The following is a 22,596-nucleotide window of genomic DNA, read 5'->3' as shown; positions in this document are numbered from 1 at the left end:
TTCACCCGGAGGGACCTACGCAACCTGATGCGGCGGCTCGAAGAGCGACAGATCCTTTCCCCAGCGGCGTGAAGCCAGGATGCGGCTCAAGGAATACGTTGGCGAACTTACGAGCCAGAGCACTAAGGCTAAGCGTGTCCGCTCCTCGAGCATCCATGACCATGAGGAACGGATCTGCCGGCGGGAGGGGGTAGGGATGGCCAGGGGGCGGACGGCGCGAGGATCCATCGGAGTCCTGGTGGTCGCGCTCGGAATGGTGTCGACGGCCTGCGGTGGCGGCGGAGGGTCGTCGGACGTGGCGGCATCCCCGGCCGGAACGAGGTCCCCGAGCCCGGCTCGGGCCTCCTCCGCCCCGCCCTCCCCAACCATCGCGCCCTCCCCGACGATCCGGCCGACCCCGTCGACAAGGTTCCTCGTGGCCCGGTTCGATGTCGACCTCCCAGAGGGGTTCGCCACGGGGTTCGGCTCCGTCTGGGTTCCCGGGCACCACTCCGAGACCATCTCCCGCATCGACGCTGCCACGAACGAGGTCGTGGCCGAGATCACGGGCGTCGGCTACCAGGCCCAGGACGTGGCGGTGGGGGCGGGATCCGTGTGGGTCCCGGCCTCGGGAGCCGACTACATCGCTCGGATCGATCCGGCGACCAACAAGATCATCTCCCGACTCGAGGTGGGGGCCGTCTCCGACGTGGACTTCGGCTTCGGAAGCCTGTGGGCCGCCACCAAGGACAACCGACTGCTCAGGATCGACGCAACATCGGAGCGGGTGCTGGCCACGCTCCAGATCGGCCCGAAGGGGGGCAACGCCTGCAACAACACCCCCACCGTCGCGGCACATTGGGTGTGGGCCAACGTGTGCGACACGGGGATGCTGTTCCAGGTGGACCCCGGCACGAACCGGATCGTCAAGAGGGTCGACATCGCGGCGCGTCTCGGCAGCTCGTCCGGGTGGGCGGGCGCCTCGAATGGCGGTCTTTGGGTCGTCTCGACATCCGAGGCGTGTTCGGGTGGGGCGAAGTGCATGCTCGCGAGGCTCGACCCGGACACGGGGAGGGTTCTTGAACGAGCCATGATCGACCCCGAACGAGGGAGCGGATCCATCGTCGTCGATGGGGGAACGCTCTGGCTGGGTGGCCAGGGGATCCTCACGTCGCTCGACGCGCAGAGCCTGAAGACCATGGCCACGTATCAGGTCGCCAGCTACGGTGAGATCCAGCCGGGCGTTGGATTCGGGTCCGTGTGGATCACGGCCTACGACCTGTCGGAGGTCCGGCGCTTCGACCTTCCCGCGGCCTGACCTCCATCGCGCTGAGGCATCGAGCGTTCGGTCTCGGGTACGAACACGGCGTGGCGGACCAGAGCACGGGTGAGCCGGGGGAGACGGAGAAGGAGCGGGTCAACCGGGAGCTGATCGAGCTCCTGAACGAGCTCCGGGTGGTGCTGCCGGGCGTGCAGGTGCTGTTCGCGTTCCTGCTCACGGTCCCGTTCTCGAACGGCTTCCCGAAGATGACCTCGCTCCAGCGAGACGTCTACTTCGTCGCGTTCGTCTGCGCGACGATCGCCACCCTCCTGCTCATCGCCCCCACCACGTACCACCGGCTCCTGTTCCGGCAGGGAAACAAGGAGCGCATCCTGTTCGAGGCCAACAAGATGGTCATCGCGGGCACGGCCTTCCTCGCGCTGGCCATGGCCGCCGCCGTGTTCGTGATCACCGACGTGCTCTTCCATGCGGTCGCCGCGGGCATCGCGTCAGGTCTGGCGGCCGGCGCCTCCGTCGCCCTGTGGTACGGCCTGCCCCTGTATCGCCGCCTCCAGGACCGCCGGCGAGGTTAGCGGGCGGCCAGCACCGCCAGCAGGATCGCCGCGTACTGGCACGCCGACGCCGTGGTCATGCACACGTGCCAGATCTCGTGGTACCCGAACACCAGGGGGTTGGGGTCGGGGCGGTGCCGGGCCAGAACGATCGCACCGGAGGAGTACAGCACGCCGCCCACGATGATCAGCACGAACGACGCCAGCGGCAGGTGCAGGTAGAACTGGGGCATCGCGATCACCGCGGCCCACCCCAGGATCCCGTACATCGCGCCGCCCAGCGCGTGGAAGCCGTGGACGCGGGCGAACTTGAACACGATGCCCACCGCCGCGCCCGCCCACACCGCCGACAGCAGGGCCACTCGCAACACGCCGTGCAGCGCCAGGACCGTGATCGCCGTGTACGACCCCGCGATGAGCAGGTAGATGGCCGAGTGGTCCAACCGCTTCATCCGGTCGAGCGCCTTCGGTGACCACGGCAGCCGGTGGTACGCGCCGCTGGTGCCGAACATGTTCACGAGCGTTGCCGCGTACACGGCGAGCGCCAGGCGGAGCCACGCGGTGTTCCCCAGCACGACCAGCACCAGCCCGGCCGGGATCGAGACGATGAACGCGATCTGGTGCACCCGCCCGCGGAAGCGAGGCTTCGGTGGGGGGTCGGCGAGGGGGCGTCTGCTGGTCGACGAGGTCACGGCGTGAGGTTCGTGATGCCGCGCCAGGCCAGGCGGACCAGCACGTCCACCGCCCGCTGACGGTCCTCCTTCGGACCCCCCGGGTCACGCTGCGCGGCGGTCTCCACCATCCCCACCAGGGCCAAGGCCACCGTGTCGGCGTCCCGCTGGTCGATCCTCCCCCGGGACTCCCGCACGATGAGCTGGGACACCTCGGCCATGATGCGGTCCCGGACCTCGTTGACCTTCCCCCGGAACAGCTCCTGGCCCCCCGTCGTCTCCTGGACGAACAACCGGAAGCCGCCGGCGTGCTCGTCAACGAAGTCGAAGTACGCCTGGAAGGACTGGCGGATCCGCTCCCGGTTCCCGGTGGGGCCGGTCAGCGCGCCCCGGACCCGCTCCTCCAGCGAGGCGGCGTCGGCGCCGAGCAGGGCGACGTAGAGGTCCTCCTTGGAGGTGAAGTGGTCGTACAGGATGGGCTTGGTGACGCCGGCCTCCTTGGCCACCTCGTCCATCGACACGCTGTGGAACCCGGCCCGGCCGAACACCTTGCGGGCCACCGCGATGAGCTGGGCCCGGCGCTCGGGGCCGCGCATCCGCCGCTTCGAGGCGCTCGGTTTACTTGTCGCCATGGACGGATATACTACTCATGAGTAACCTACCGATAGGTAGCTTCAGTTCGGTTCACCCTCGGACCGCGGGAGCCGATCAATTCTCCAGGGTTCGGGGCCGGAATGCGAGCGGACCCGGTGCCGTGCCCGCGGAGCACCGGCCAGGAGGGATGAGGCAATGGACTTCCAGCTCTCCGAGGACCAGATCACCACCCGCAAGTGGGCTCACGAGTTCGCAGAGCGGGAGATCCGGCCCGTCGCACCGCAGTACGACGAGAGCGAGGACTTCCCCTGGCCGGTGCTCTCCAAAGCCGCCGAGACCGGGCTGTACTCCCTGGACTTCTACGTGGACATGGTGGCGCAGGACCAGTCCGGCCTGACCATGCCCATCGTGATGGAGGAAGTCTGCTGGGGATGCGCCGGCATCGGACTCGGCATCTTCGGCACCGGGCTCCCGCTCTCCGCCTTGGCGTACTCGGGGACCCCGGAGCAGTTCGCCCAGTGGGCCCCCCAGATGTTCGGCACGCCGCAGGAGCCGCGGGTGGCGTCGTTCTGCGTCACCGAGCCCGGCGCCGGCTCCGACGTCTCGGCGCTTCGCACCACCGCCAAGCGTGACGGCGACGAGTGGGTGCTGAACGGCCAGAAGGTGTTCGCCACGAACGGCGGGCTCGCGTGCGTGCACATCGTGGTGGCCACGGTCGACCCCGAGCTGGGGCACCGCGGGCAGGCCGCGTTCATCATCGGGCCCGACACCCCGGGCCTGAAGCAGGGAAAGAAAGAGAGGAAGCTCGGGATCCGGGCGTCGCACACGGCTGAGGTCCTTCTGGAGGACTGCCGGGTCCCCCTCGAGAACGTCCTGGGCGGGATGCAGAAGCTCGAGGCCAAGCTGGAGAAGGCACGCACCAAGGAGCGGTCCTCCGCGGCGCTGAAGACCTTCGAGATGACCCGGCCGTCGGTGGCGGCCCAGGCCATCGGGATCGCCCGGGCGGCGTTCGAGTTCGCCACCGACTACGCCAGGGAGCGGGAGACGTTCGGGCGGCCGATCATCGAGCACGAGGGGGTCGCCTTCAAGCTGGCCGACATGGCCATGGAGATCGACGCCGCGAGGCTGCTCACGTGGCGGGCGGCATGGATGGCCCGCAACGGCACGCCGTTCGAGCACGCCGAGGGCTCCATGTCGAAGCTCAAGGCCGGCGAGGTGGCCGTGGCGGTGACCGAGCAGGCCATCCAGATCCTGGGAGGGTACGGCTACATCAAGGACTTCCCGGTGGAGAAGTGGTACCGGGACGCGAAGATCTACACGATCTTCGAGGGCACCAGCGAGATCCAGCGCATCGTGATCTCGCGAGCCATGGCCCAGGACGGGTTCAGCGGCTGAATCAGCGCGTGTCCTCTGCCCCACCCGGGCGCTTTCCCAGGCGCGCCAGTGGACGCAGAAGCCTCGTGACGCCGAACGCGCACCGCATGGCGGCCTCCATCCGGCGAGCGGGACGTACTTCCAGGAGGAAGCGCGCCTCCCCCTGGCCCGCGTTGCGCAGGACGTGGAGCTTGCGCCGCGGTACGTCCGCACTGTCGCTGACGTCGAGCTTCCGCTCCTTGCCACCGACCCGCACGGTCAACGTCCCGGCGAGAACCTCGACGCGTTCGTCCTGACGAGCGTGCGCGTGGAGCGGGACCCAGCCGCCCGGATCGAGTCGCACCTCCGCTCGCAGCAGCTCTCCAGCCGTGTCGCGGCCGGTCAGCAAGAAGGTCAGATGTTGCCCGGTGAGAGGGTCGTGAAGCTGCTTGCGCCTCCTCATGGGTCAACCTTCCCGTCCAGCCCGCGCCGCCGCGTCACCGGACTCCCACCCGGCGTTCGCTGGCGAAGGCGATCCGACTCCCGTCGGGCGACCACGCCGGGGCCACGTCCTGCGGCCAGCCATCGGTGATTCGCACTCGGCCCGTGCCGTCCGGGCGAACGGCGAAGATGTCGCCGCCGGAGCTGAAGGCGATCCACCCATTCGGGCCCCACGCGGGCTGGTGGTCCCCGGCTGGGTCCGCCAGCAGCGTCTTCAGGTCCGAGCCGTCGGCCCGTATCGTGAGGATCCGCCTGCCGTAGAAGTACCGGGGGTTCCCGGCCTCGAACGCGATCATCGTGCCGTCCGGCGACCACGTCGGTCCCCAAACGACGCCGCCGTCGTGGGTCAGTCGCGTAACCCCCGAGCCGTCGGCGTTCATCACGTAGACGTTGTTGGAGTCATGGCGCTCCCTGGTGAACGCGATGCGCTTGCCGTCGGGCGACCAGGCCGGCCCCGAGTCCTCGTCATGATTCCGCGTGATCTGCCGCACATCGGAGCCGTCCGCTTTCATGACATAGATCTCGTGGTCACCGTCGCGGTGGCAGGGGAAGGACCGTCATTGTGCCGGAACGGGCTACGGGCTACCCACTCGATTCAGCGAGGAGCCGTCAGATTGGTCTGGCCCGTTCCATCGGCGTTCATCACGTACACCTCGAAGTCGCCGTCCCGGTTCGACCCGAGCAGGACCCTCGCGCCGGTGGGGGACCAGGACGGCAGGCCGTCGACGAATGGATCCGTCGTCAGGCGCTCGAGCACCGTCCCGTCCACGCGCACCGAGTACACGTCCACGTTGCACGCCTCCTCGGGCGGCGGCGGGTTCAGGTGGGCCAGGGCGGTTCGAGCAAGGGCGTCGCGAATCTCCTGGATCTGGGTGGGGTCGTGGCCGTCCAGCGGTGTGTGATTGCCCAACGCGACAACGGTGAGGCCTTCACGGGGGAAGTACGCGAGCGCGCTCCCGAACCCGGGGATGCCTCCGTTCGCACGCCGGACCCAGCGGCCGTCGAACGAGCCGACCCCGACCGCGATGCCGATCGGGGTGCACTCGTAGCCTCCGGCGAGCCCCCGAAGGTTCGTGAAGTCCGTGATCATCGACCGCGCCCTCGGATCGAGGAGCGACCCCGAGAACACGGCGCGTGCCCACAGCGCGACGTCCTCCGCGCTCGACGCAATGCTCGCCGCCGCGCCGCCGGCACTCGTGGCCCACGACGTGGTGAGCGGCCCCGGTGGCCCTTGCGTGCGCTGAAGCCCGCCCGAGCCGTCGTCCCGATAGCCGCTGGCGATGTCCCCGCGAACCGACTCCTCCGACTGGAGGAAGATCTCGTCGAGCCCGAGGGGCCGGAAGAACCGTTCCTGGTACAGGTCCGCCAGCGACGAGCCCGTGGCTCGCTCGATCACGGCGCCGAGCAGGACGAACGGAGCGTTCTCGAACCCCGAGTTGCAGGAGCCGGGCGGGCACACCGGCGGCGGCACCCTGTCCAGGAACTCCTGGAGGGTCCACCGGCGGGAGGGATCGTCGTCCACCGCGGTGAACGCGTGCTCGTTGTCGTCGGTGATCCCGCTCGTCCCGGTCAGGAGCTGAAGGAGGGTGATGTTCTCCGCGTTGGGGAACTCCGGAACCCATGTCGCCAGGCGATCGTCCAGCGAGAGCACGCTCTCCGCGACGAGCTGCGCGCCGAGGACCGAGACGAACGCCTTGGACATGCTCGCGATGGCGAAGATCGTGTGCGGCGTCACCGGCCGGCGGCTGTCCGTGTCCGCGTACCCGCTGGCGCTGGTCCACAGGCTCCCATCCGGCAGCGAGCACGAACACCACGACCCCGATCCGCGCCGACCGAGCCGTTGCTCAGCCCGCCCGGATCGGGTCGGCCAGATCGCTCCCCTCCACCAGCACGAGCCAGACTCCATCGATGAGCACCGGGCCCTCCCCGGGGGTCGAGGTCGAGATCCCCTGAACCGGAGCTCCGGCGGAGCATCCCCCGTTCGCCTCCACAGCCGCGCACAGACGGGCGGGCTCGCCCGGGGCCAACACCAGGGTGGCCTCTACAGACCAGCGGCTGCCGGCCGGTGGTGCCATGGCCACCAGCTCGGCAGGCGTGAGACCGGACTCGGCGCTATCGGGTATCAGCAGCCCGGCGTCCTCGATGGTTGCTCCGGTGCAGAACGCCCCGTGGGGCGCGAGGGCGCGCGCGTTCCTGGGCAGTGCCGGCAGCGGCGCGCCCATTCGGATGCGGGTGGGCGTCCCGGCGAGCGTCCTGGTCGACAGGCGGATCAAGCCGGTCGGTGCGGGGCCGGCCAGATACCGGCCGTACTCGTCGAACCTCGACCCGTGGAACGGATCGTCGAAGGTTCGCGACGACGCGCACCACCCCAGGATCTTCTTGACGCCCAGGGCGACGTGAGGAGACACGGCCTCGACCACGGTGACGGACCCGTCCGCGTGGGCGACCGCGAGCAGGGGGGTTCCGTCGTCGAGGAACCCGGCCACGGCCTCCCCGGGGGCGGGGGCCGGCCACACTGCGGTGGTGGCGGTTTCCTGTCCGGAACCCGGCCCTCCGCCCCTCCCTCGCAACTGCATCGAGAGGACGATACCTCCCGCCACGGCGAGTGCGACGACCGCCGACTGGAACGCGAGACGGCGCGCGTTCATCGTCTCTCTCCGGTCGTGCGCTTCAGGGGCCGCGTCATCGCCACGCGTTCTTCTCCCAGGCCCTCGAGCACGAAGGCCTCCACCGGCTGCTCCTTCCCCCGCACGCGCACCGGCCCGAGCGGACTGACGATGGCCCGGTGTCGGATGGACTCGCACGTCCCGGGGCCGATCACGACCTCGCCCGGCTGGGCGGTCTCCTGGAGGCGCGCGGCGACGTTCACGGTGTCGCCGATGGCCGTGAAGTTCCGGACCTGGTCGCTCCCGATGTTGCCGACCAGGGCGGGACCGGTGTTCAGTCCGATCCGGAAGCAGGGGAAGTCGGGGTTCCTCGCCACCACCAGCGCCATCGCGGTCTGCATGGCCAGGGCCGCCCTCGCTCCCCGAAGGGCGTGGTCGGGCTGGCGATTCGGGGCGCCCCACAGGGCCATCATCGAATCGCCCACGAACTTGTCGACCGTGCCGTCCTGCTCGAGGATCAACGGCACCACGTCCGCGAAGTACCGGTTCAGCATCGCGACGACCTGGTCCGGCGATCCGAGCTCGGCGTAGGACGTGAACCCGCGGAGGTCGGCGAACAGGACCGTTACCTCCACGATCGAGCCGCCGAGCGCGGTGTGACCCGCGTCGGCAAGCATGGCTTCGGCCACGTCGGGCGAGACGTACTGGCGGAACAGGCGGGACGCCCGCGACTCCATCTCCAGATGCTCCCGACGCTTGGCGAACAGCGGCGCCGCCACCACCACGACGGCGAAGAAGGCCACCTGTCCCGGGCCTCGGAACGCGGCGTCGGGGACACTCGAGAGCGTCTCGCTCGCGACGACGCCGGTGACCCACAGGAAGGCCACCGTTCCCACAGCCCACAACGGGCGCATCACGGTGGTGAGGGCCAGCGTGGCGATGGTCAGGCCGAGGGAAGGAAGGACCCAGGCGGCGGCGGTCCAGTCCAGGCGCGGCAGCGCGAGAGAAGCGATCCCCGCCAGCACCGACGTGGCGGCCAGGACGGCCGTGGCTCGGATCAGCAGGAGGCGAGAAGTCCGGGCCGGGCAGGCCAGGCCGACCTCGTACGTGGGGTCCACCCCTGGCCCGAACGCCGCGGCCACGCCCCCCAGGGGGAGGAGCGGAGCCACCACCAGGAACATGAGCGGGTCCTTCCTCCCGTACGCGGCCAGGATGGAGAACCCCAGGGCCACCGCTGTCGCTCCGAACCAGGACACCCGGAGGGAGGGTGTCGCGGCGAGCAGGCGGGCCACGTGGTCGGGCACGCCCACCCGAACGAGCACGGCCTCGACGAGGCCCCGACGGCCCTGGTCCGCTTCGCCGGCGGTCCTCATCGGAACACGCACGGCGAAGCGCCGGGACAGGAGACCGGAAGCTGAAGGATCGCACCCGCGATGACGGCCCCGACACCCACCGCCGCGGCCACGACGAGGGAACGGCGAACTCCGTCCTTCAGCAGGGCGACCGTCGCTGCGCAGATCCCGATGCCGACCAGGTACAGCAGGTGCCAGCCCACCGAGCGAAGGGAGTCCGGCACCACCCACAGGCCCAGGAAATGCCGCGGCATGATGGGGTGGGGGTAGGCGCCCATCACGAGGAGGGCGAAGAAGGCCACCACCGGTCCCACGACACGGGTAGGCAGCAAGCGCCCCAGAGCCACGCCGGCGACGGCCAGGACCGCGACGATGAGAGGCTCTTCGCACAGTTTGACGACGTCGGCGAGGCTCACCCCGTACGCGACCGCGAAGACGCCCACGAACGGCGCAAGCAGCACCATGCCGGCGGCGGTGGCCCAGGCAGCGGACAAGAGGAGAGCCGCCGTTCGGGCTCGGTGGGCAGCGCCGTCGAGCCGAAGAGCTCCTCCGTGCCGCTCAGGCGGTCCCGCATCGCGGCGAGGTTGGTCGCGACGAAGCCGAACACCGCCAGCGGGCCGATCGGGAAGCCGGCCGGCCAGAGGGGTTCGACCACCGAGTGCGTGCTGCGCACGGAATCGTTGCCTCCGATCAGGACCACCACCACGCTCAGGACCATCACCACGCTCAGCCCGATCCCCGCGAGGAATACGGGATGGCGCAGCAACCGGCGTCCTTCCACCCGTGCCAGGCTGAGGATCACGCGCCCCGTCGCCGGCGGCCGCCCACTGCCAGCCGCCTCACGCGCTGCGGCCCGCTCGAGCGGAGCCTCTACAGTCATGACTTTCCGCCCACGGGAGCGCGCGAGGCCGTCCGGGCAACTCCACGCGTCCGCGGCCGGTGCCTCCCGCGGAGGATCCTCGAGCGCCTCGCGGGGTCCAGGCTGAACCCGGCGAGCACGACCACCGCGGCGATCAGGATCAGAGCCCAGCGCACGTGGGCCGCCGCCCACCCGGGCTCCCCGGCAGCCGCCAGGAACAGCGGCCAGTACCGCCCGATCGAGAGCATGGCCATCACGAAGGCCAGCAGTGTCGGTCCGGCGGCCACCCCACCCTTGCCGAAGCCCAGCGAGCGAGTGGCGACTGTCGTACCCGCCGCGTAAAATGATGATGAGGAGTTACGCCCGACGGTCATTTACACCGGCCGTGAGACGCCACCCGTAGAGACTCCATCTGCTCCAGCACGCTCAGGGAGCGACTGGTGCCCGCCTGAAGCAAGACCAGAATGAGCCCGAAGATCAGCCCCGTCGGTTCGTCCGATTTGCGCCAGAGCAGCACCGCGGCCGTCAGGAAGAAGACGGCGGGGATGACCAACACCGCCGCAATCACCACCGGAGACTGCGACAGGCCGATCTCGGCCAACGCCTTCGTCACCGTGGGGGTGAGGACCAGATCCGGCCGGTGCACCGCGATGGCCGAGCCGGCGACGTAGAGGCCCACGATGAGCGCCACGGCCAGGACCCAGGCCGCCCGGAGAGCGGCGAGGGTCGGGCGGGCCACGGACCGTTCCCGGGAACGCATCAGGACCGGCGAAACGGCTGGTCCCATCAGCTTACCCCGGTGGTCGCAACCACAGCGAGACCTGGGCCGGCTGCATGGTGTCCTGGACCACGGCCACGAGGTCATCGGCCACCGTTTCCAGGTCGACCTCCTCGCGAAGGCGGGCGGTGAACTCCGCCATGGTGCGCGTCGCGTTGTATCTCCGCCGATAGAACCGCCGGTCGATGAGACGCTGGATGATCCGGCGGCCCGGGCGGAACATCGCCGCCACCACGAGCGTGGACCCGGCGATCACCACTGAGTTGTCGTTGCCGCCGCCGAGCGACCGGGCGATGGCACCGAGTACCACGACCCCACCCACGTAGACCCCGGCCAGGAGAGCGGTGAGCAGGCCGTACACGATGGTCCGGTTGACCAGCCGGCCCAGGTCGTACAGGTGATACCGAAACACCGCCACCGCGATCGCGGCAGGGATCCCGAACCCGATGACGAGGAGGAACACCATCATCGGCGCCACACCGAAGACGCCGCCCGCAGTGCTTCCCACCGCGAACCCGACGATGCCGGTGATTGCTGCCGCCACCGCCGCGTAGGCCACCCACTTGAGCTGAAGGCGCTCGACGCCCGACGCGCGCGAGTACCGGCCGAGGGGGGCGCCCAGGCACGCCGCCGCCGCTGTTCCCCATGCCAGCATGATCACGATGAACACCACCCAAGGCCCGCCCGAGGAACCGATCCCGACCGGGTTCTCCAGCGTCACCCCGTAATTGGTGAACGTCCCCTGGAGCTCCCCCGACTGGAACGCCTGCCCCCCCAGGAACAGGATCGACCCGCCGAGCACGATCCACTTCGGGATCCGCCAGCGGGGCGAGGGCACGTGGCCGTCGGGAAACAACAGGAGCAGGAGCGGAACGGCGCCGAGGGGAAGGAAGATCGCCAATCCCCGAACCCAGGCCACCCAGGCCACCAGTGGAAGAGAGCCAGGGGCGGTGACGGTTCCCCGGAGCACGTAGTGCTCGCCGAACGGGAACAGGACGAGGCCGAGCCCGACGGCGCACATGAGCCAGCCCACGGCGTTCCTGCGGCGCGACGCGATGAGGGCTCCCACCACGGCGAACCCGATCCCGGCGACCGCAAGCGTGGCCTCGCCCACGCTCTGGGACGACTGGTCCGAACCGAAGATCGACCGGTTCAGCCAGATCAGCGCGACCGTCCACCCGGCCAGGCCGACCGTGGCGAGACAGGCGGACCACGCCATGGCCGTCCCGACCAGGCGCCTCATGTGACCGCCGCCATACTCCTCGACCCGAACATCTCCCCGCCTCCTCGGCCAGTCATACACCCGGCCCGGAGGATGTCCCCCGAGTCAGGTGCCACGACCCGTATCGGAGCCGTTACGGTTATGGCTTGCCGCCCACGGGAGCACGCGAGGCCGTCCGGGCAACTCCACGCGTCCGCGGCCGGTGCCATCCGTGCAGGATCCTCGAGCGCCTGGCGGGGTCGAGGCTGAAGCCGACGAGCACGATGATCGCGGCCGCCAGCGTCAGCGCCCAGCGAACGTGCGCCGCGGCCCAGCCGGGTTCAGTGGCATCGTCAGGGAACAGCGTCCAGTAGTGCCCGATCGAGAGCATGGTCATCACGAAGGCCAGAAGCGTCGGCCCCGCGGCCACCCCACCCTTCCCGTGGCCAAGCCAGCGCGTGGCGACGGCGCTGGCAGCGAGCGTCACGCCGAGCAGCGCCGCGGCTTCCAGGGTGAGCGCGGCCGCCGGCAGTGATCGGGGCACGACCGGCCCGATCTCTTGGCCAGAGGCGGCGAGCCTCGACGCGATCCACAACGCCACTCCCCAGGCCGCACTCATCACGGGCATGGCCAGCAGCAGTCGAAGCCCTCGCCGGACCAGGAGGCTCGCCACGGCAGGCTCGACGGTCGTCCCAGCGTCATCGTCGAGGACGAAGGCGGCCCCCACGCACATCAGCACCGCCGCCACACGGAGGGGCATGAGCGGGACGGGCCCCGGATTCGACAGTTCGCCTGCTCCCGCCCACAGGACGAGCTGGGCCGCCACGGCACCTCCCAGCAGGGCGACCCATCGGATCGTTCGAGCGGTCGGCCGAACCAGCAGGACCATCTGCCGGACCCGAACGCCCGGCCATCCGGCCGTCACCACCGTCCTGTCGGTTCCGCCGTGGCTGCGGACGTCCATCAGGACGCCAGCTGGAAGGCCCCGGAGGCGGCGGCGGCGACCCCGCCGCCTATCAGCCAGGTCCGGGCGCTTCTGGTCCAGCCGAAGCGAAGGAGCGCGATGGCCAGGACGACGGCGGCGAGCCCGCCCAGGTACACCACGTGCATCGCCTGGAGCGTTCCGCCGTCGTCCAGGAACGTCGGATCGAACGGGGTGAGCCGCAACCAGGCCTGGTCCGTCGCAGCGTGGAGGATCCGGGTGCCCGCGACGACCATCGCCACGAGCGTGACGGGCCCGGCGAGCGCGTTCGGGAACCACCTGGCGACCGCGATCCCGATCACCACGAACAGCCCCGCCAGCAGAGGTCCCTGGACCAGATCGAACAGCGGGAACAGGGCCTGGCCCGTATCGGTCGCCGCCCCCTTGCCCGCAGCCCTCACGGCGACATCTCCGGCCAGGAGGAGCAACGTGAGCACCGCCATCACCCAGACGGCGGCCAGCGCCAGCGCCAGGGTTCGGCGGGCTGGAGACAAGGGCGCTGCCTGGAACAGCTCCTCGGAGCCGTCTCGCCGGCTCTTCAGTGCCTGGAGGTTCGCCGCGAGGAGCGCTCCGAACGAGATCAGCAGTGCCGGGACCTGGATCAGCCAGCCAACGTTGTGCTCGCTGGTGTAGTCACTGGAGAGCAGGGCGGGAGCGGACTGGAGGAACGTGATGGCGACGGTGACGATGATCGCGGGGTGTCTGGCCAGCCTCGTGCCCTCGACACGCGCCAGGGCCACGATGGCGCGGGCTGGCGCCGGACGCGCAACGAAGTCGCCCGGCGGAGCGTCGACCTCCCTCGCTCTGATCATGGCGAGGCCGCCACGACCTGCATCACGCCGCCGACAGCCATGAGCGCCACCGCAGCCGCGCCGTAGAGCTGCACGCCGCGGGCCAGGGGCCGCCGGGCCAGTGCTGCCAGGCCGAGGAGCAGGATGATGCCGCCCAGGTAGAGGAGATGCCAGGGCATTACTGAGGCGGACCCGAGCCCGGCGCTCGAGTAGTCCGCCGCCGGGTTCAGCCAGCGCAGGGCTCCCGAGGCCAGACCGGCCAGGGAGTTCATGGCGAAGATCCCGGCGAAGACCACGGGCAGGGCGACCGGGGTGACGAACCACCTCGCCAGCACCACGCCGGCCACGCCGAGGAAGGCGACCATCAGCGGGGCCTGGATGAAGTCGGGAAGCCCGTACATGATCGTCCTCGGCTCGATGTCGAGCCGGGCGGAGGCTCCGGCCCACGGCCGGGTCACGGCGGCCAGGACGCCCGCGACCGCCAGCGCCGCCATCAGCGGAGCGGCCACCGAGAGCAGGTGGGCCGCCGCCCGGTCCGCCGCACGGAGTGGGAGCGACGCGTACAGCTCCTCCGTCCGGTCCCGCCGGCTTCGGGTGGCGCACAGGTTCGCGGCGAGGAACGTCCCGATGCCGATGGCGAAATACCCGATCCCCACGAGAAAGAGGAACGCGAATGCCTCCGGCCCTCGGGCCCCGGTGAAAACGATCAGGCCGGGTGGGACCAGGATGGCAGGATGGGTGATCAGCCTTCGTGCCTCGACCCGGGTGAGGGCCAGGACCGACCGCAGCCTCGGGCCCGGGACCACGGCCGCCCTCGGCGGGGACGCCACGATCGCCGTGCTCACGCTGCGGTCTCCTCCTCGATGGCCCGGTGGCCGACCAGCAGCAAGTACGCGTCCTCGATGCTCGGCTCGACCAGCTCGGCGTCAGCGGGGGCGTCGCCGATGTGGCGGTGCCGCCCCTCCCCGGTTCGCCACGACAGGCGCGCTCGGGGATCCCGGCCGTCGGCGATCCACACCTGCCCTCTGGCCATCTCCGCCAGCTGGTGCGGCGCGCCGTCGAACAGGATCTTCCCTTCGTCCATGACCAAGACCCGATGGCACAGTGCGGCCACGTCCTCCGTCTGGTGGGTGGAGAGCATGACGGTCTGCCGGGTCGCGATCTCGCTGATGACTTCCCGGAACCGCAGGCGCTGCTGTGGGTCCAGCCCGGCCGTGGGCTCGTCCAGCACCAGGAGCGCGGGGTCCCCCAGCAGGGACTGGGCCAGCGCGACCCGCCGGCGCATACCGCCCGACAGCGCCTTGATCTTCGTCGATGCTTTGGTGCCCAGGTCGACCAGGTCCAGGACGCGCCGGACCTCGTCGTGGCGGCGGCGCCGCTCGGTCATCTCCTTCAGGATCGCCACGTAGTCCACGAACTCGAACGCGGTGAAGTTCCGGTGGTAGCCGGGCTCCTGCGGCATGTAGCCCAGGCGGCGGCGGATCGGGATGCGGTCCTCGCTTCGCCCGGGGTCCCTCCCCAGCAGCCGGACCTCTCCGCTGTCGGGGGCCAGGACCGTGGCGAGAATCCGAAGCAGCGTGGTCTTGCCGGCCCCGTTCGGACCCAGTAGGCCGGTGATGCCGGCGCCCGCGTCGAAGCTCACCCCGGCCACGGCCCGGGTTCGGTGGAACCGCTTCTCCACCTCGATCACCTGTACGGCCGGCTCGGTCATTCCGTCCACGGTCTGCTCCTTCCTCACACCCACCCTGTCGTCGTTCGAAGAGGATTCGGTTCTGCCTCGAGGCTCGGCCCCGGCGTCGAGCTCACGATCGCCGTTCGAAGGCCTCGGACCGCCGGGCCAGGACCAGCCCTGCCACCGCCATGAGCACCAGGCACAGCACCTGCCCGGTGGCATGGAACGCCGCGACGCCGTCCCCGGCGAGATGCCCGACCAGCGCCACCGAGACGACCCATCCCATGGCCACGCCGACGGCTGACGGGACCGGCTCGGCCACGGTCGAGACGGCGAGCGTCACGAGCGTGAGGGCGAGCGCCGGCAGCAGCCATGCCACCGCGGTCCAGTCGAGGCCGGGGAGCGCCAGCGCACCGAGGCCGATCAGGAGCAGCGAGGCCAGAAGGACGGCCGCGCTCCGGACCAGCAGCAGGCGGCCGCTCCGGTACGGCGACGCGAGGCCGACCTCGTACGTGGGGTCGATCCCTGGGCCGAAGGCGGCCGCGACGCCGGCCACGGGGACCAGCGGGGCCATCGCCAGGAACACCACCAGGCCGGCGTGGTCTCCCTGGGCGGCCAGCACGCCGAAGCCGAGCGCGACCGCCACGGCCGCGAACCAGGAGAGCCGCAGCGAGGGCGTGGCGGCCAGGAGCCGGGACAGGTGGTCGGGCACACTGAGCCGGAGCAGGACGCGCTCGACCGGCCCGGGGCGGGGCGCATCCACGGCCTCCTCGATCTCCATCCACGTCCGTTCGATCGCGCCCCGGTCGGCCAGGGGCGAGAGCAGCGCGCGGCAGTCGCCGCAGGAGAGGAGATGCGCCTCCAGAGAGTAGGCCCTGGCCTCGTCCAGCTCGCCGCCGGCGTACAGGGCCACGACCTGCCTGTCCGCGTGCCACGTACCGTTCATGCCAACGCCTCCCGTAGCTCGGCCCGGGCCCGCATCAGCCGGGTCTTCACCGTTCCGGTGGGGATGCCCAGGAGCCGGCTGGCCTCCCGCATGGTCAGGCCGTCCAGGGCCGTGGCCTCGATGACCGCCCGGAGCTCCGGCGACAGCCGGTTGAGGGCACCCGCCAGGTCGCCGTACTCCACGCCCAGCAGCACCTGCTCCTCGGCAGAGGGCTCGGTGCGACCGGACACGTCCGGCACCCGGCGGGCGGCGCTCGATCGCCGGCGGAGCCGGTCGATCAGCCGCCGGATGCCGATCCCCCAGATCCAGGCCGGCACCTCACCGGCGCCCCGGTACGACCCGGGCTTGCGCCATACCGCAACGAACGTGTCCTGCACGACTTCCTCCACGATGGTCGGGTCGGAACAGCGGCGGGAGAGCCGGAGGAGGAGCCACGGGGCGTGTCGCTCGTGCAGCACCCGAAGCGCGCCGCGATCCCGCCCGGCGATCGCTTCCAGGAGCACTTGATCGCTCCTGGCGTCCGCCCTTCCCGCATCCACACTCATCTGTCGCGTCGCGTGCGCCGGATGGTTCATCCGTGCGGACGGTGTTCCCGCGAGAGCGGGTCGTTGCGGTGACGGGTCCGCCGTCCGTGGCGGAGCTGCGGGGCACGCGCCCCCGGCCATTGTTCGCTTCCCGGAGACTCGACGATAGCCCCGAGGCGACCCTGATCAGCCGGTCCTGGGGCGATCGAACAGCGGAGCGGTGGCGTCGCGCTCCGACAGGATCGGGTCGGAGGTCTTCCACGGAACGCCCACCGAAGGGTCGTTCCAGGCCACGCCGAACTCGTCGCTGGCGTCGTAGTACTCGCTCACCCAGTACAGCAGGTCCAGCTCGGTGAGGGCCAGGAACCCGTGCGCGACCCCGGGCGGGATGAGCAGGGTCGCCGGATCGTCGCCGGACAGCTCCACCGTCGCGGTCACGGGGCGGTCGGGCTCCCGCAGGTCCACCAGGGCCACCTGGGCCCGGCCCGACACCACATACCACGCGTCGCTCTGGCGACGGTGGTAGTGCAGCCCCCGGAGGACGCCGCTGCGGGAGTGGGAGTGGTTGGCCTGCACGAACCCCGAGTCGAGGTCCGACTCCCGGAACACCTCCAGCACGAAGCCCCGGTCGTCCTGGTGCCGGACGGGCCGGAGCAGCCGCACCCCGTCGATGGCGCCGACCTCGTTCTCGCCCGTCATCCGCGCGCTGATCCGCTCATGCCGCCCGTGTCAGGATAGCGGGGGGCGGGCGGGGGTACGTGGAATGACCCCAAAGCTCCCGATCTCCCCTCGAACGGGGACAGAGATTGCCAGCGCCGCCGTGAACGGGACATGCTTCAGGGAAACGGCGTGCGAAAGGAGGGGGAGCGGCACGGGGTACCCGCGTCCGGCGTCCGCCGCGACGCTTCGCCTGGACAGAAGAAAGGAGCCGTGGAGATGCGGAAGAACGTCTCGCTTGCCATCGCGGCCGGGGTCCTGATCGCCGGGCTGGTCGCCGGAACCACCGGGGCGATCGCCGGGTCCGACCTGTCCGCGCCCATCACCATCAAGGTGTTCACCAAGCTCATCAGTCAGACCACGGTGAACGCCGGGGCGGCCGGGATCAGTCAGGGCGACCAGCTGATCGTGAACGACTCCCTGACCCAGAACGGCAAGATCGTCGGGAGCGACGCGCAGGTCTGCACCTGGACCAACCCGAACAAGAAGCAGCTCAACTGCGTGTGGAGCCTCAGCCTGTTCGCGCGAGGCCAGGTGGTCCTGACCGGCATCGTCAACTTCAACAACACGACGAACACGCTGGCCGTCACGGGCGGGACCAGCACACTGTCCAACACCCGTGGCTACGCCACGGTCCTGAACTTCAAGCAGAAGACGAACACGATCATCCTGCACCTCACGCCGTAGTCACGGAACCGGGTCGTAGACGCACGGGGCGGGCTGGAGCTGGAGCCCGCCCCGTCGGGTTCCCCGGCCCGTTCAGACCGACTCGGCCCGCCGCCCCCGGTCGCCCTCGGGACCGCGAGCGGCGTTCGCGTTCTGGGCTCGGCGTTGGTCTCGGGGGGATGGAGCTTCACCTCGACCAGCTCGCCGGCCACGCGCGAGGCCTGGTGGGCCAGCCGGACCAGCGCCTGCCGGTCGGCTTCCGTGGACGGCGGCCCGAACAGGCTGCGAGGCCACAGGTGGGCCGCTCGCACCACGTTCACCTCCGCCGCGTACAGGGTCAGCTGCGCCCCCAGGTAGATCCACGCGAGCAGCCCGATGACCACGGCGAACGACCCGTACAGCGGCTGGGCGTTCGCCACCTGATGGGTCACGTAGTAGCCGCCCAGGGTCTGGAGCAGGGTCCACAGGACCGCCCCCAGGATCGCGCCGGGCAGGATCTCCCGCACTGACAGGTGTTTCACGGTGAGGACCCGGAAGGCCAGGGCGTACAGCACCAGGTTCAGGGCGAGCGACCCAGCGATGCCGGCCACCCGCAGGAGCATGGAGAACGACCCCGAGGTCGATCCGAGCCCGGACAGGAACGTCGACGCGAGCGCGAAGACTCCCAGCAGCACCAGCAGCCCGAGCCCGCGCAGCCTCGTCTTCAGGAAGTTGGGCCGGGCCGAGAGCGGCACGTCCCAGATCGAGTTCATCGCATCCTGCGCCGCGGTGGTGACGCCCATGCCGGCCCACAGGGCGCCCGCCAGGCCGATGCCGAGCGCGACCCCGCTGCCGGAGATGGAGCCGATCTTCAGGTAGCTCGACACCGCCGGGAAGTTGTCCTTCACCGAGGTGATGACGCGGCGCTGGAGCGCCACGTCGCCGTGCAGGACGAACCCCAGCACCGCGGCGAACACCAGCAGCAGCGGGAACAGGGAGAAGAACCCGTAGTAGGCGATCAGCGCGGCCTTGCTCCCTGCCTGGTCCTCCCCGAACTTCTTCACCACCGCCAGCGGGAAGCCGAGCCAGGCATGGCGCTGCTGGTACAGGTCGATGCGACGCATGAGCTTGCCGATCACGTTGGGGGAACGTTACCCCCGGGTGGAACCGGCATGCCTCCGGAGATTTCTCCGGTGGATGCCGTGAGGGGAGGCAGCATCGTGGCAAGCTACCCGACGATGGACCGGATCAGGGTGATGCTCGCGGAGGACGAGCCCCACACCAGGGAGGCGCTGGCCGCCCTCCTGGCCGGGGAGGACGAGCTCATCGTGGTGGGGGCGGCCGAGGACGCCGAGGGGGCCATCGAGATGGCCAGGCGGGAGCGTCCGGAGGTGGCCCTCCTGGACGTGCGGATGCCGGGCGGGGGAGGTGTGCGTGCCGCGCGGGAGATCCGCGCCGCGTGCCCCGAGATCCGCGTCCTGGCGCTCTCCGCGCTGGACGACAAGGCGACCGTGCTGGAGATGCTCCGCTCCGGCGCGGTGGGGTACCTGGTGAAGGGCTCGTCCACCGACGAGATCCTCGAGGCCGTCCGCCGGTCCGTTCGGGGAGAGTCGGTCCTGTCGCCGGAGGTGACGGGAAGCGTCATCAGCGAGCTGGTCGGCCAGCTCGCCCTGCACGACCACGAGGCGGAGCTTCGGCGCCGGCGGGTCGACCTGATGCGGCGGGTCGTGCAGGGCGAGGGCGTGGAGATGGCCTTCCAGCCCGTGAAGGACCTCCGAACCAGCGAGACGGTGGGGCAGGAGGCGCTGGCCCGGTTCGGCGGGAAGCCCCCCACGTCGCCGGAGGTGTGGTTCGACGAGGCGGGCGAGATCGGCCTGCGGATCGACCTGGAGATCACCACGGCGCGGGCGGCGCTGTCGAACCTCGACCGGATCCCGCCACCTGCCTACCTGGCGGTGAACCTGTCGCCCGACACCGCGGTGTCCCCGATGTTCCTGCGGCTCCTCGCGGAGACGCCGGTGGAGCGGGTGGTGTTCGAGATCAGCGAGCACGCCCGGGTCCACGACTACGACGCCCTGAACCGCTCCCTCGCCGAGATCCGGAGCCTGGGCGGCCGGCTCGCCATCGACGACGCGGGTGCCGGGTTCGCCAGCCTCCAGCACATCCTCCGGCTGTCACCGGACATCATCAAGCTCGACATCTCGCTGACCCGGGGCGTGGACGGCGACCGGGCCCGCCACGCGCTGGCCTCGGCGCTCACGTCGTTCGCCGGCGAGATCGGCGCCACCATCGTGGCCGAGGGCATCGAGACCGGGGAGGAGCTGGAGGCCCTTCGGAGCCTCGGGGTGGCCTACGGCCAGGGCTACTACCTCGGGCGTCCCGGGCCCCTGCCGGTCGATCGCTCCGAGGTGCGCCGGGACGGACCACCCGGACGGGCCTCGAGGGGCTGAGCGCCGGGAAGCCTTCCCAGCGACGTCGCCACCCGTTCCGCGACCTCGAAGCCCAGGCCCTCGTACAGCCGGACGGGTCCGGGCTGGTCGGCGAACAGGAAGGTCTCCTCCGCTCCGGCCGCTCGCGCCGCCCCCAGCATGGCCGCCACCACCGATCGGGCCACCCCGCGGCGGCGGAACGCCGGAAACGTCACCACGTCGTCGACGTAGGCGGTCCGGCCGTGGACGACCATCGAACCCATGCCGGCCACCTGGTCCTCCTCGCGGGCGGTGAACCAGCGCTTCCCGGCCGGGGCCACCACCTCGCGCTGCCGCCGGAGCACCTGCTCGACCACGGCCGGCTCCGTGATCCCGAACTCGCGCAGGGCCGACCGCTGCCGTCCCCAGAACGCGACATCGAGGTCGCCGGCCTCCTCGACCGGATAGGCGGGGGGTTCGACGGGGGCTCGAGGCCCGTGGCGCAGGAGGTCGTCCCAGTGCACCGGCCGCCCTTCCTCGGCCAGGTCGCCCAGGAGGCAGGCCGTTGCATGCGGCTGCATGATCCAGACGTGCTCGTGGCTCGCGCCGGCCTCGCGCACCGCCGAGTGCAGGACCTCCCGGACCTCCGCGAGGGACAGGTCGGCGGCCGGCGTGTCCACGGCCGCGTAGTTCGCCTCCCACAGCAGCGGGAACCGGGAGTCGGTGACCACGGCCCCCCACCACGTCCGCTCCACCCGCTCGTGCAGGTCGTCCAGGAAGCGGAGGAGCTCGACGAGCGGCGAGGAGGAGGGCACGGCAAAGCAAGCCTAGCTGGCCCGCGCCGTACGCTAGGCTGGCCCGGCCATGATCACGTGCCGGCTGTACCGAGACGGGATCCTCAAGGAGGAGGCGTTCGATCCCGCTCGGGCCAGCGACCTGATCCGGGAGAGCGGGGCCAGGGTCTGGCTCGACCTGGAGGAGCCGACCGACGAGGAACTGGCCATGATCCAGGAGGAATTCAACCTCCATCCCCTGGCCATCGAGGACACCCGCAACCGCAACCAGCGGCCCAAGGTGGATGTGTACGAGGGCTACTTCTTCGTGGTCATCCATGGCCTGACCCTGGACGGGAGCGACGAGCTCGTGGACAGCGAGGTCCACGCGTTCGCGGGACACCGCTACCTCATCACCCTCCGGTACGCGCCGGCGTTCGACCTGAGCGAGGTCCTGAAGCGATGGGACCGCCAGCCCGAGCTCACCGGCGAGGGCGGCGGTTTCCTGCTGTACGTGCTCCTCGACGAGATCGTGGACCGGTACTTCGACCTCATCGAACGATACGAGGACCTGTCGGAGGACATCGAGGACCGCGTGTTCGCCGACCAGCCCGACCCGGACGTGCAGGAGGCCATCTTCCGGCTGAAGCGCCGGGTGGTCGTGTTCCGGCGGCTGGTGATCCCCCTGCGCGAGGTGCTGGACCTGGTCCAGGAACAGCCCGGGTTCGTCACGCAGAAGCTTGGCCCGTACTTCCGGGACGTCCAGGACCACGTGATCCGCACGCTGGAGTTCGCCGACAACATCCGGGACCTGCTGACCTCCGCCCTGGAGGCGCAGCTCTCCCAGATGTCGAACCGGTTGAACCTGATCATGAAGCGGCTGACCTCGTGGGCGGGCATCCTGCTCGTTCCCACGCTCATCGCGGGGATCTACGGGATGAACTTCGTGCACATGCCGGAGCTGCGGTGGCGGTTCGGCTACGCGTACGTCCTCGTGCTCATGGCGGGGTCGATGTTCGTCCTGTACCGGATGTTCAAGCGCCGGGACTGGTTGTAGGCATGTGCCGGGCGCTGAGGGTGCTGTGCGTGGCGGTGGGCGCCCCGTCGCTGGCGGCGCTGAAGCAGGCCGCGGCCGGAGCGGAGTGGGAGCTGGTCGACGGGACCACGTCCGCCGACGAGGCCCTGGCTGAGATCGAGCGCGAGCGACCACACGTGCTGGTGACGTGGGGTTCCTTCGCCGAACTGGTCCGGGAGGCCCGTCGGCGCTACCCGGGGATGCGCATCGTGTGGGTGGGGAGGGGCGAGGAGATCCCCGAGGCGAACGCCAGCCTCCCCGGGCTCGAGGGCGTGCGTGACGCCATCAAGGGCCTGCCGCCGGCCGGCGGCCCCGTACGCGCGTAAGTGACAGGGG

28 protein-coding genes are annotated in these 22,596 nt (G+C 70.5%); 7 read left to right on the top strand and 21 right to left on the bottom strand.

Features of this window, described 5'->3' with window-relative positions:
• The first annotated feature begins 415 nt into the window (after positions 1-415).
• Both M3Q23_11915 and M3Q23_11910 read left to right on the top strand, forming a co-directional pair.
• Positions 416-1,297 carry a hypothetical protein gene (locus tag M3Q23_11915; protein ID MDP9342772.1) on the top strand — a complete coding sequence of 294 codons (882 nt, stop codon included), beginning with the start codon at positions 416-418 and terminating at the stop codon, positions 1,295-1,297.
• Positions 1,298-1,347: 50 nt separating this feature from the next.
• Complete coding sequence (locus tag M3Q23_11910) at positions 1,348-1,833, top strand: DUF6328 family protein (protein ID MDP9342771.1); 486 nt, start codon at positions 1,348-1,350, stop codon at positions 1,831-1,833.
• Here the strand turns inward: M3Q23_11910 and M3Q23_11905 are convergent.
• The gene (locus M3Q23_11905; GenBank protein ID MDP9342770.1) at positions 1,830-2,504 is read right to left on the bottom strand and encodes a hemolysin III family protein; all 675 of its coding nucleotides are present in this window, start codon (positions 2,502-2,504) and stop codon (positions 1,830-1,832) included. The genes M3Q23_11910 and M3Q23_11905 overlap by 4 nt on opposite strands.
• Positions 2,501-3,115, bottom strand: coding sequence for a TetR/AcrR family transcriptional regulator (locus tag M3Q23_11900; GenBank protein MDP9342769.1), 615 nt, complete (start codon positions 3,113-3,115; stop codon positions 2,501-2,503). The genes M3Q23_11905 and M3Q23_11900 overlap by 4 nt, the downstream gene beginning before the upstream one ends.
• Before the next feature lie 157 nt (positions 3,116-3,272).
• Between M3Q23_11900 and M3Q23_11895 the strand changes: the two genes are divergently transcribed.
• The gene (locus M3Q23_11895) at positions 3,273-4,472 is read left to right on the top strand and encodes an acyl-CoA dehydrogenase family protein (protein MDP9342768.1); all 1,200 of its coding nucleotides are present in this window, start codon (positions 3,273-3,275) and stop codon (positions 4,470-4,472) included.
• A gap of 1 nt (position 4,473) precedes the next feature.
• Here M3Q23_11895 and M3Q23_11890 read toward each other — a convergent pair whose 3' ends face one another.
• The 17 genes from M3Q23_11890 to M3Q23_11810 all read right to left on the bottom strand — a co-directional run bounded on the left by M3Q23_11890 (position 4,474) and on the right by M3Q23_11810 (position 17,341).
• Positions 4,474-4,893: a cupin domain-containing protein gene (locus M3Q23_11890; protein ID MDP9342767.1), complete on the bottom strand. Its 420-nt coding sequence runs from the start codon at positions 4,891-4,893 to the stop codon at positions 4,474-4,476.
• Between the two features lie 34 nt (positions 4,894-4,927).
• Positions 4,928-5,443, bottom strand: coding sequence for a DPP IV N-terminal domain-containing protein (locus M3Q23_11885; GenBank protein MDP9342766.1), 516 nt, complete (start codon positions 5,441-5,443; stop codon positions 4,928-4,930).
• Between the two features lie 83 nt (positions 5,444-5,526).
• Positions 5,527-6,666 carry a serine hydrolase gene (locus tag M3Q23_11880; GenBank protein ID MDP9342765.1) on the bottom strand — a complete coding sequence of 380 codons (1,140 nt, stop codon included), beginning with the start codon at positions 6,664-6,666 and terminating at the stop codon, positions 5,527-5,529.
• Between the two features lie 109 nt (positions 6,667-6,775).
• On the bottom strand, positions 6,776-7,579 hold the full coding sequence (locus M3Q23_11875) for a hypothetical protein (protein ID MDP9342764.1): 804 nt from the start codon (positions 7,577-7,579) through the stop codon (positions 6,776-6,778).
• Complete coding sequence (locus M3Q23_11870; protein ID MDP9342763.1) at positions 7,576-8,910, bottom strand: adenylate/guanylate cyclase domain-containing protein; 1,335 nt, start codon at positions 8,908-8,910, stop codon at positions 7,576-7,578. Before M3Q23_11870 ends, M3Q23_11875 begins: the two co-directional genes overlap by 4 nt.
• Positions 8,907-9,353 carry a hypothetical protein gene (locus M3Q23_11865; protein ID MDP9342762.1) on the bottom strand — a complete coding sequence of 149 codons (447 nt, stop codon included), beginning with the start codon at positions 9,351-9,353 and terminating at the stop codon, positions 8,907-8,909. The genes M3Q23_11870 and M3Q23_11865 overlap by 4 nt, the downstream gene beginning before the upstream one ends.
• Positions 9,302-9,691, bottom strand: a complete 390-nt coding sequence (locus tag M3Q23_11860; protein MDP9342761.1) for a hypothetical protein — start codon at positions 9,689-9,691, stop codon at positions 9,302-9,304. Before M3Q23_11860 ends, M3Q23_11865 begins: the two co-directional genes overlap by 52 nt.
• A gap of 74 nt (positions 9,692-9,765) precedes the next feature.
• Positions 9,766-10,035, bottom strand: coding sequence for a hypothetical protein (locus M3Q23_11855; GenBank protein MDP9342760.1), 270 nt, complete (start codon positions 10,033-10,035; stop codon positions 9,766-9,768).
• An 83-nt stretch (positions 10,036-10,118) separates the two neighbouring features.
• Positions 10,119-10,535, bottom strand: coding sequence for a hypothetical protein (locus M3Q23_11850; GenBank protein ID MDP9342759.1), 417 nt, complete (start codon positions 10,533-10,535; stop codon positions 10,119-10,121).
• Between the two features lie 4 nt (positions 10,536-10,539).
• Positions 10,540-11,769, bottom strand: coding sequence for a hypothetical protein (locus M3Q23_11845; GenBank protein ID MDP9342758.1), 1,230 nt, complete (start codon positions 11,767-11,769; stop codon positions 10,540-10,542).
• Positions 11,770-11,887: 118 nt separating this feature from the next.
• Positions 11,888-12,691, bottom strand: coding sequence for a hypothetical protein (locus M3Q23_11840; protein ID MDP9342757.1), 804 nt, complete (start codon positions 12,689-12,691; stop codon positions 11,888-11,890).
• Positions 12,691-13,521 carry a hypothetical protein gene (locus tag M3Q23_11835; GenBank protein ID MDP9342756.1) on the bottom strand — a complete coding sequence of 277 codons (831 nt, stop codon included), beginning with the start codon at positions 13,519-13,521 and terminating at the stop codon, positions 12,691-12,693. The genes M3Q23_11840 and M3Q23_11835 overlap by 1 nt, the downstream gene beginning before the upstream one ends.
• Complete coding sequence (locus M3Q23_11830; protein MDP9342755.1) at positions 13,518-14,345, bottom strand: hypothetical protein; 828 nt, start codon at positions 14,343-14,345, stop codon at positions 13,518-13,520. The genes M3Q23_11835 and M3Q23_11830 overlap by 4 nt, the downstream gene beginning before the upstream one ends.
• Complete coding sequence (locus M3Q23_11825; GenBank protein MDP9342754.1) at positions 14,342-15,211, bottom strand: ATP-binding cassette domain-containing protein; 870 nt, start codon at positions 15,209-15,211, stop codon at positions 14,342-14,344. Before M3Q23_11825 ends, M3Q23_11830 begins: the two co-directional genes overlap by 4 nt.
• A 91-nt stretch (positions 15,212-15,302) precedes the next feature.
• Positions 15,303-16,118 (bottom strand): zf-HC2 domain-containing protein, encoded by an 816-nt coding sequence (locus tag M3Q23_11820; GenBank protein MDP9342753.1) that lies wholly within the window; start codon positions 16,116-16,118, stop codon positions 15,303-15,305.
• The gene (locus M3Q23_11815) at positions 16,115-16,663 is read right to left on the bottom strand and encodes an RNA polymerase sigma factor (GenBank protein ID MDP9342752.1); all 549 of its coding nucleotides are present in this window, start codon (positions 16,661-16,663) and stop codon (positions 16,115-16,117) included. The genes M3Q23_11820 and M3Q23_11815 overlap by 4 nt, the downstream gene beginning before the upstream one ends.
• A gap of 165 nt (positions 16,664-16,828) precedes the next feature.
• Positions 16,829-17,341: a dTDP-4-dehydrorhamnose 3,5-epimerase family protein gene (locus tag M3Q23_11810; protein ID MDP9342751.1), complete on the bottom strand. Its 513-nt coding sequence runs from the start codon at positions 17,339-17,341 to the stop codon at positions 16,829-16,831.
• Between the two features lie 237 nt (positions 17,342-17,578).
• Between M3Q23_11810 and M3Q23_11805 the strand changes: the two genes are divergently transcribed.
• Positions 17,579-18,046, top strand: a complete 468-nt coding sequence (locus tag M3Q23_11805; protein MDP9342750.1) for a hypothetical protein — start codon at positions 17,579-17,581, stop codon at positions 18,044-18,046.
• Here M3Q23_11805 and M3Q23_11800 read toward each other — a convergent pair.
• Positions 17,983-19,143 (bottom strand): YihY/virulence factor BrkB family protein, encoded by a 1,161-nt coding sequence (locus M3Q23_11800; protein ID MDP9342749.1) that lies wholly within the window; start codon positions 19,141-19,143, stop codon positions 17,983-17,985. The two genes, M3Q23_11805 and M3Q23_11800, sit on opposite strands and share 64 nt — an antisense overlap.
• A gap of 81 nt (positions 19,144-19,224) precedes the next feature.
• Here M3Q23_11800 and M3Q23_11795 point away from each other — a divergent pair, with 81 nt between their 5' ends.
• Positions 19,225-20,454: an EAL domain-containing protein gene (locus tag M3Q23_11795; GenBank protein MDP9342748.1), complete on the top strand. Its 1,230-nt coding sequence runs from the start codon at positions 19,225-19,227 to the stop codon at positions 20,452-20,454.
• On the opposite strand, the gene M3Q23_11790 is transcribed toward M3Q23_11795, so the two are convergent.
• Complete coding sequence (locus M3Q23_11790) at positions 20,370-21,227, bottom strand: GNAT family N-acetyltransferase (protein ID MDP9342747.1); 858 nt, start codon at positions 21,225-21,227, stop codon at positions 20,370-20,372. The two genes, M3Q23_11795 and M3Q23_11790, sit on opposite strands and share 85 nt — an antisense overlap.
• 49 nt (positions 21,228-21,276) lie before the next feature.
• Between M3Q23_11790 and corA the strand changes: the two genes are divergently transcribed.
• Positions 21,277-22,242, top strand: coding sequence for a magnesium/cobalt transporter CorA (gene corA / locus M3Q23_11785; protein MDP9342746.1), 966 nt, complete (start codon positions 21,277-21,279; stop codon positions 22,240-22,242).
• A gap of 29 nt (positions 22,243-22,271) precedes the next feature.
• Complete coding sequence (locus M3Q23_11780; protein ID MDP9342745.1) at positions 22,272-22,586, top strand: hypothetical protein; 315 nt, start codon at positions 22,272-22,274, stop codon at positions 22,584-22,586.
• Positions 22,587-22,596: the final 10 nt, after the last annotated feature.

Source organism: Actinomycetota bacterium (assembly GCA_030774015.1).
Lineage (GTDB): Bacteria > Actinomycetota > UBA4738 > UBA4738 > JACQTL01 > JALYLZ01.
Note: the sequence above shows the minus strand (reverse complement) of the source record. Positions and strands in the feature narration are given on the sequence as shown.

Excerpts from the sequence above, each read along its gene's own strand:
- M3Q23_11900 (MDP9342769.1), bottom strand. The coding sequence starts at position 3,115 with ATGGCGACAAGTAAACCGAGCGCCTCGAAGCGGCGGATGCGCGGCCCC.
- M3Q23_11895 (MDP9342768.1), top strand. The coding sequence starts at position 3,273 with ATGGACTTCCAGCTCTCCGAGGACCAGATCACCACCCGCAAGTGGGCT.
- M3Q23_11890 (MDP9342767.1), bottom strand. The coding sequence starts at position 4,893 with ATGAGGAGGCGCAAGCAGCTTCACGACCCTCTCACCGGGCAACATCTG.
- M3Q23_11885 (MDP9342766.1), bottom strand. The coding sequence starts at position 5,443 with ATGAAAGCGGACGGCTCCGATGTGCGGCAGATCACGCGGAATCATGAC.
- M3Q23_11875 (MDP9342764.1), bottom strand. The coding sequence starts at position 7,579 with ATGAACGCGCGCCGTCTCGCGTTCCAGTCGGCGGTCGTCGCACTCGCC.
- M3Q23_11870 (MDP9342763.1), bottom strand. The coding sequence starts at position 8,910 with ATGAGGACCGCCGGCGAAGCGGACCAGGGCCGTCGGGGCCTCGTCGAG.
- M3Q23_11865 (MDP9342762.1), bottom strand. The coding sequence starts at position 9,353 with ATGGTGCTGCTTGCGCCGTTCGTGGGCGTCTTCGCGGTCGCGTACGGG.
- M3Q23_11850 (MDP9342759.1), bottom strand. The coding sequence starts at position 10,535 with ATGGGACCAGCCGTTTCGCCGGTCCTGATGCGTTCCCGGGAACGGTCC.
- M3Q23_11845 (MDP9342758.1), bottom strand. The coding sequence starts at position 11,769 with ATGAGGCGCCTGGTCGGGACGGCCATGGCGTGGTCCGCCTGTCTCGCC.
- M3Q23_11840 (MDP9342757.1), bottom strand. The coding sequence starts at position 12,691 with ATGGACGTCCGCAGCCACGGCGGAACCGACAGGACGGTGGTGACGGCC.
- M3Q23_11835 (MDP9342756.1), bottom strand. The coding sequence starts at position 13,521 with ATGATCAGAGCGAGGGAGGTCGACGCTCCGCCGGGCGACTTCGTTGCG.
- M3Q23_11825 (MDP9342754.1), bottom strand. The coding sequence starts at position 15,211 with ATGACCGAGCCGGCCGTACAGGTGATCGAGGTGGAGAAGCGGTTCCAC.
- M3Q23_11820 (MDP9342753.1), bottom strand. The coding sequence starts at position 16,118 with ATGAACGGTACGTGGCACGCGGACAGGCAGGTCGTGGCCCTGTACGCC.
- M3Q23_11815 (MDP9342752.1), bottom strand. The coding sequence starts at position 16,663 with ATGAGTGTGGATGCGGGAAGGGCGGACGCCAGGAGCGATCAAGTGCTC.
- M3Q23_11810 (MDP9342751.1), bottom strand. The coding sequence starts at position 17,341 with ATGACGGGCGAGAACGAGGTCGGCGCCATCGACGGGGTGCGGCTGCTC.
- M3Q23_11805 (MDP9342750.1), top strand. The coding sequence starts at position 17,579 with ATGCGGAAGAACGTCTCGCTTGCCATCGCGGCCGGGGTCCTGATCGCC.
- corA (MDP9342746.1), top strand. The coding sequence starts at position 21,277 with ATGATCACGTGCCGGCTGTACCGAGACGGGATCCTCAAGGAGGAGGCG.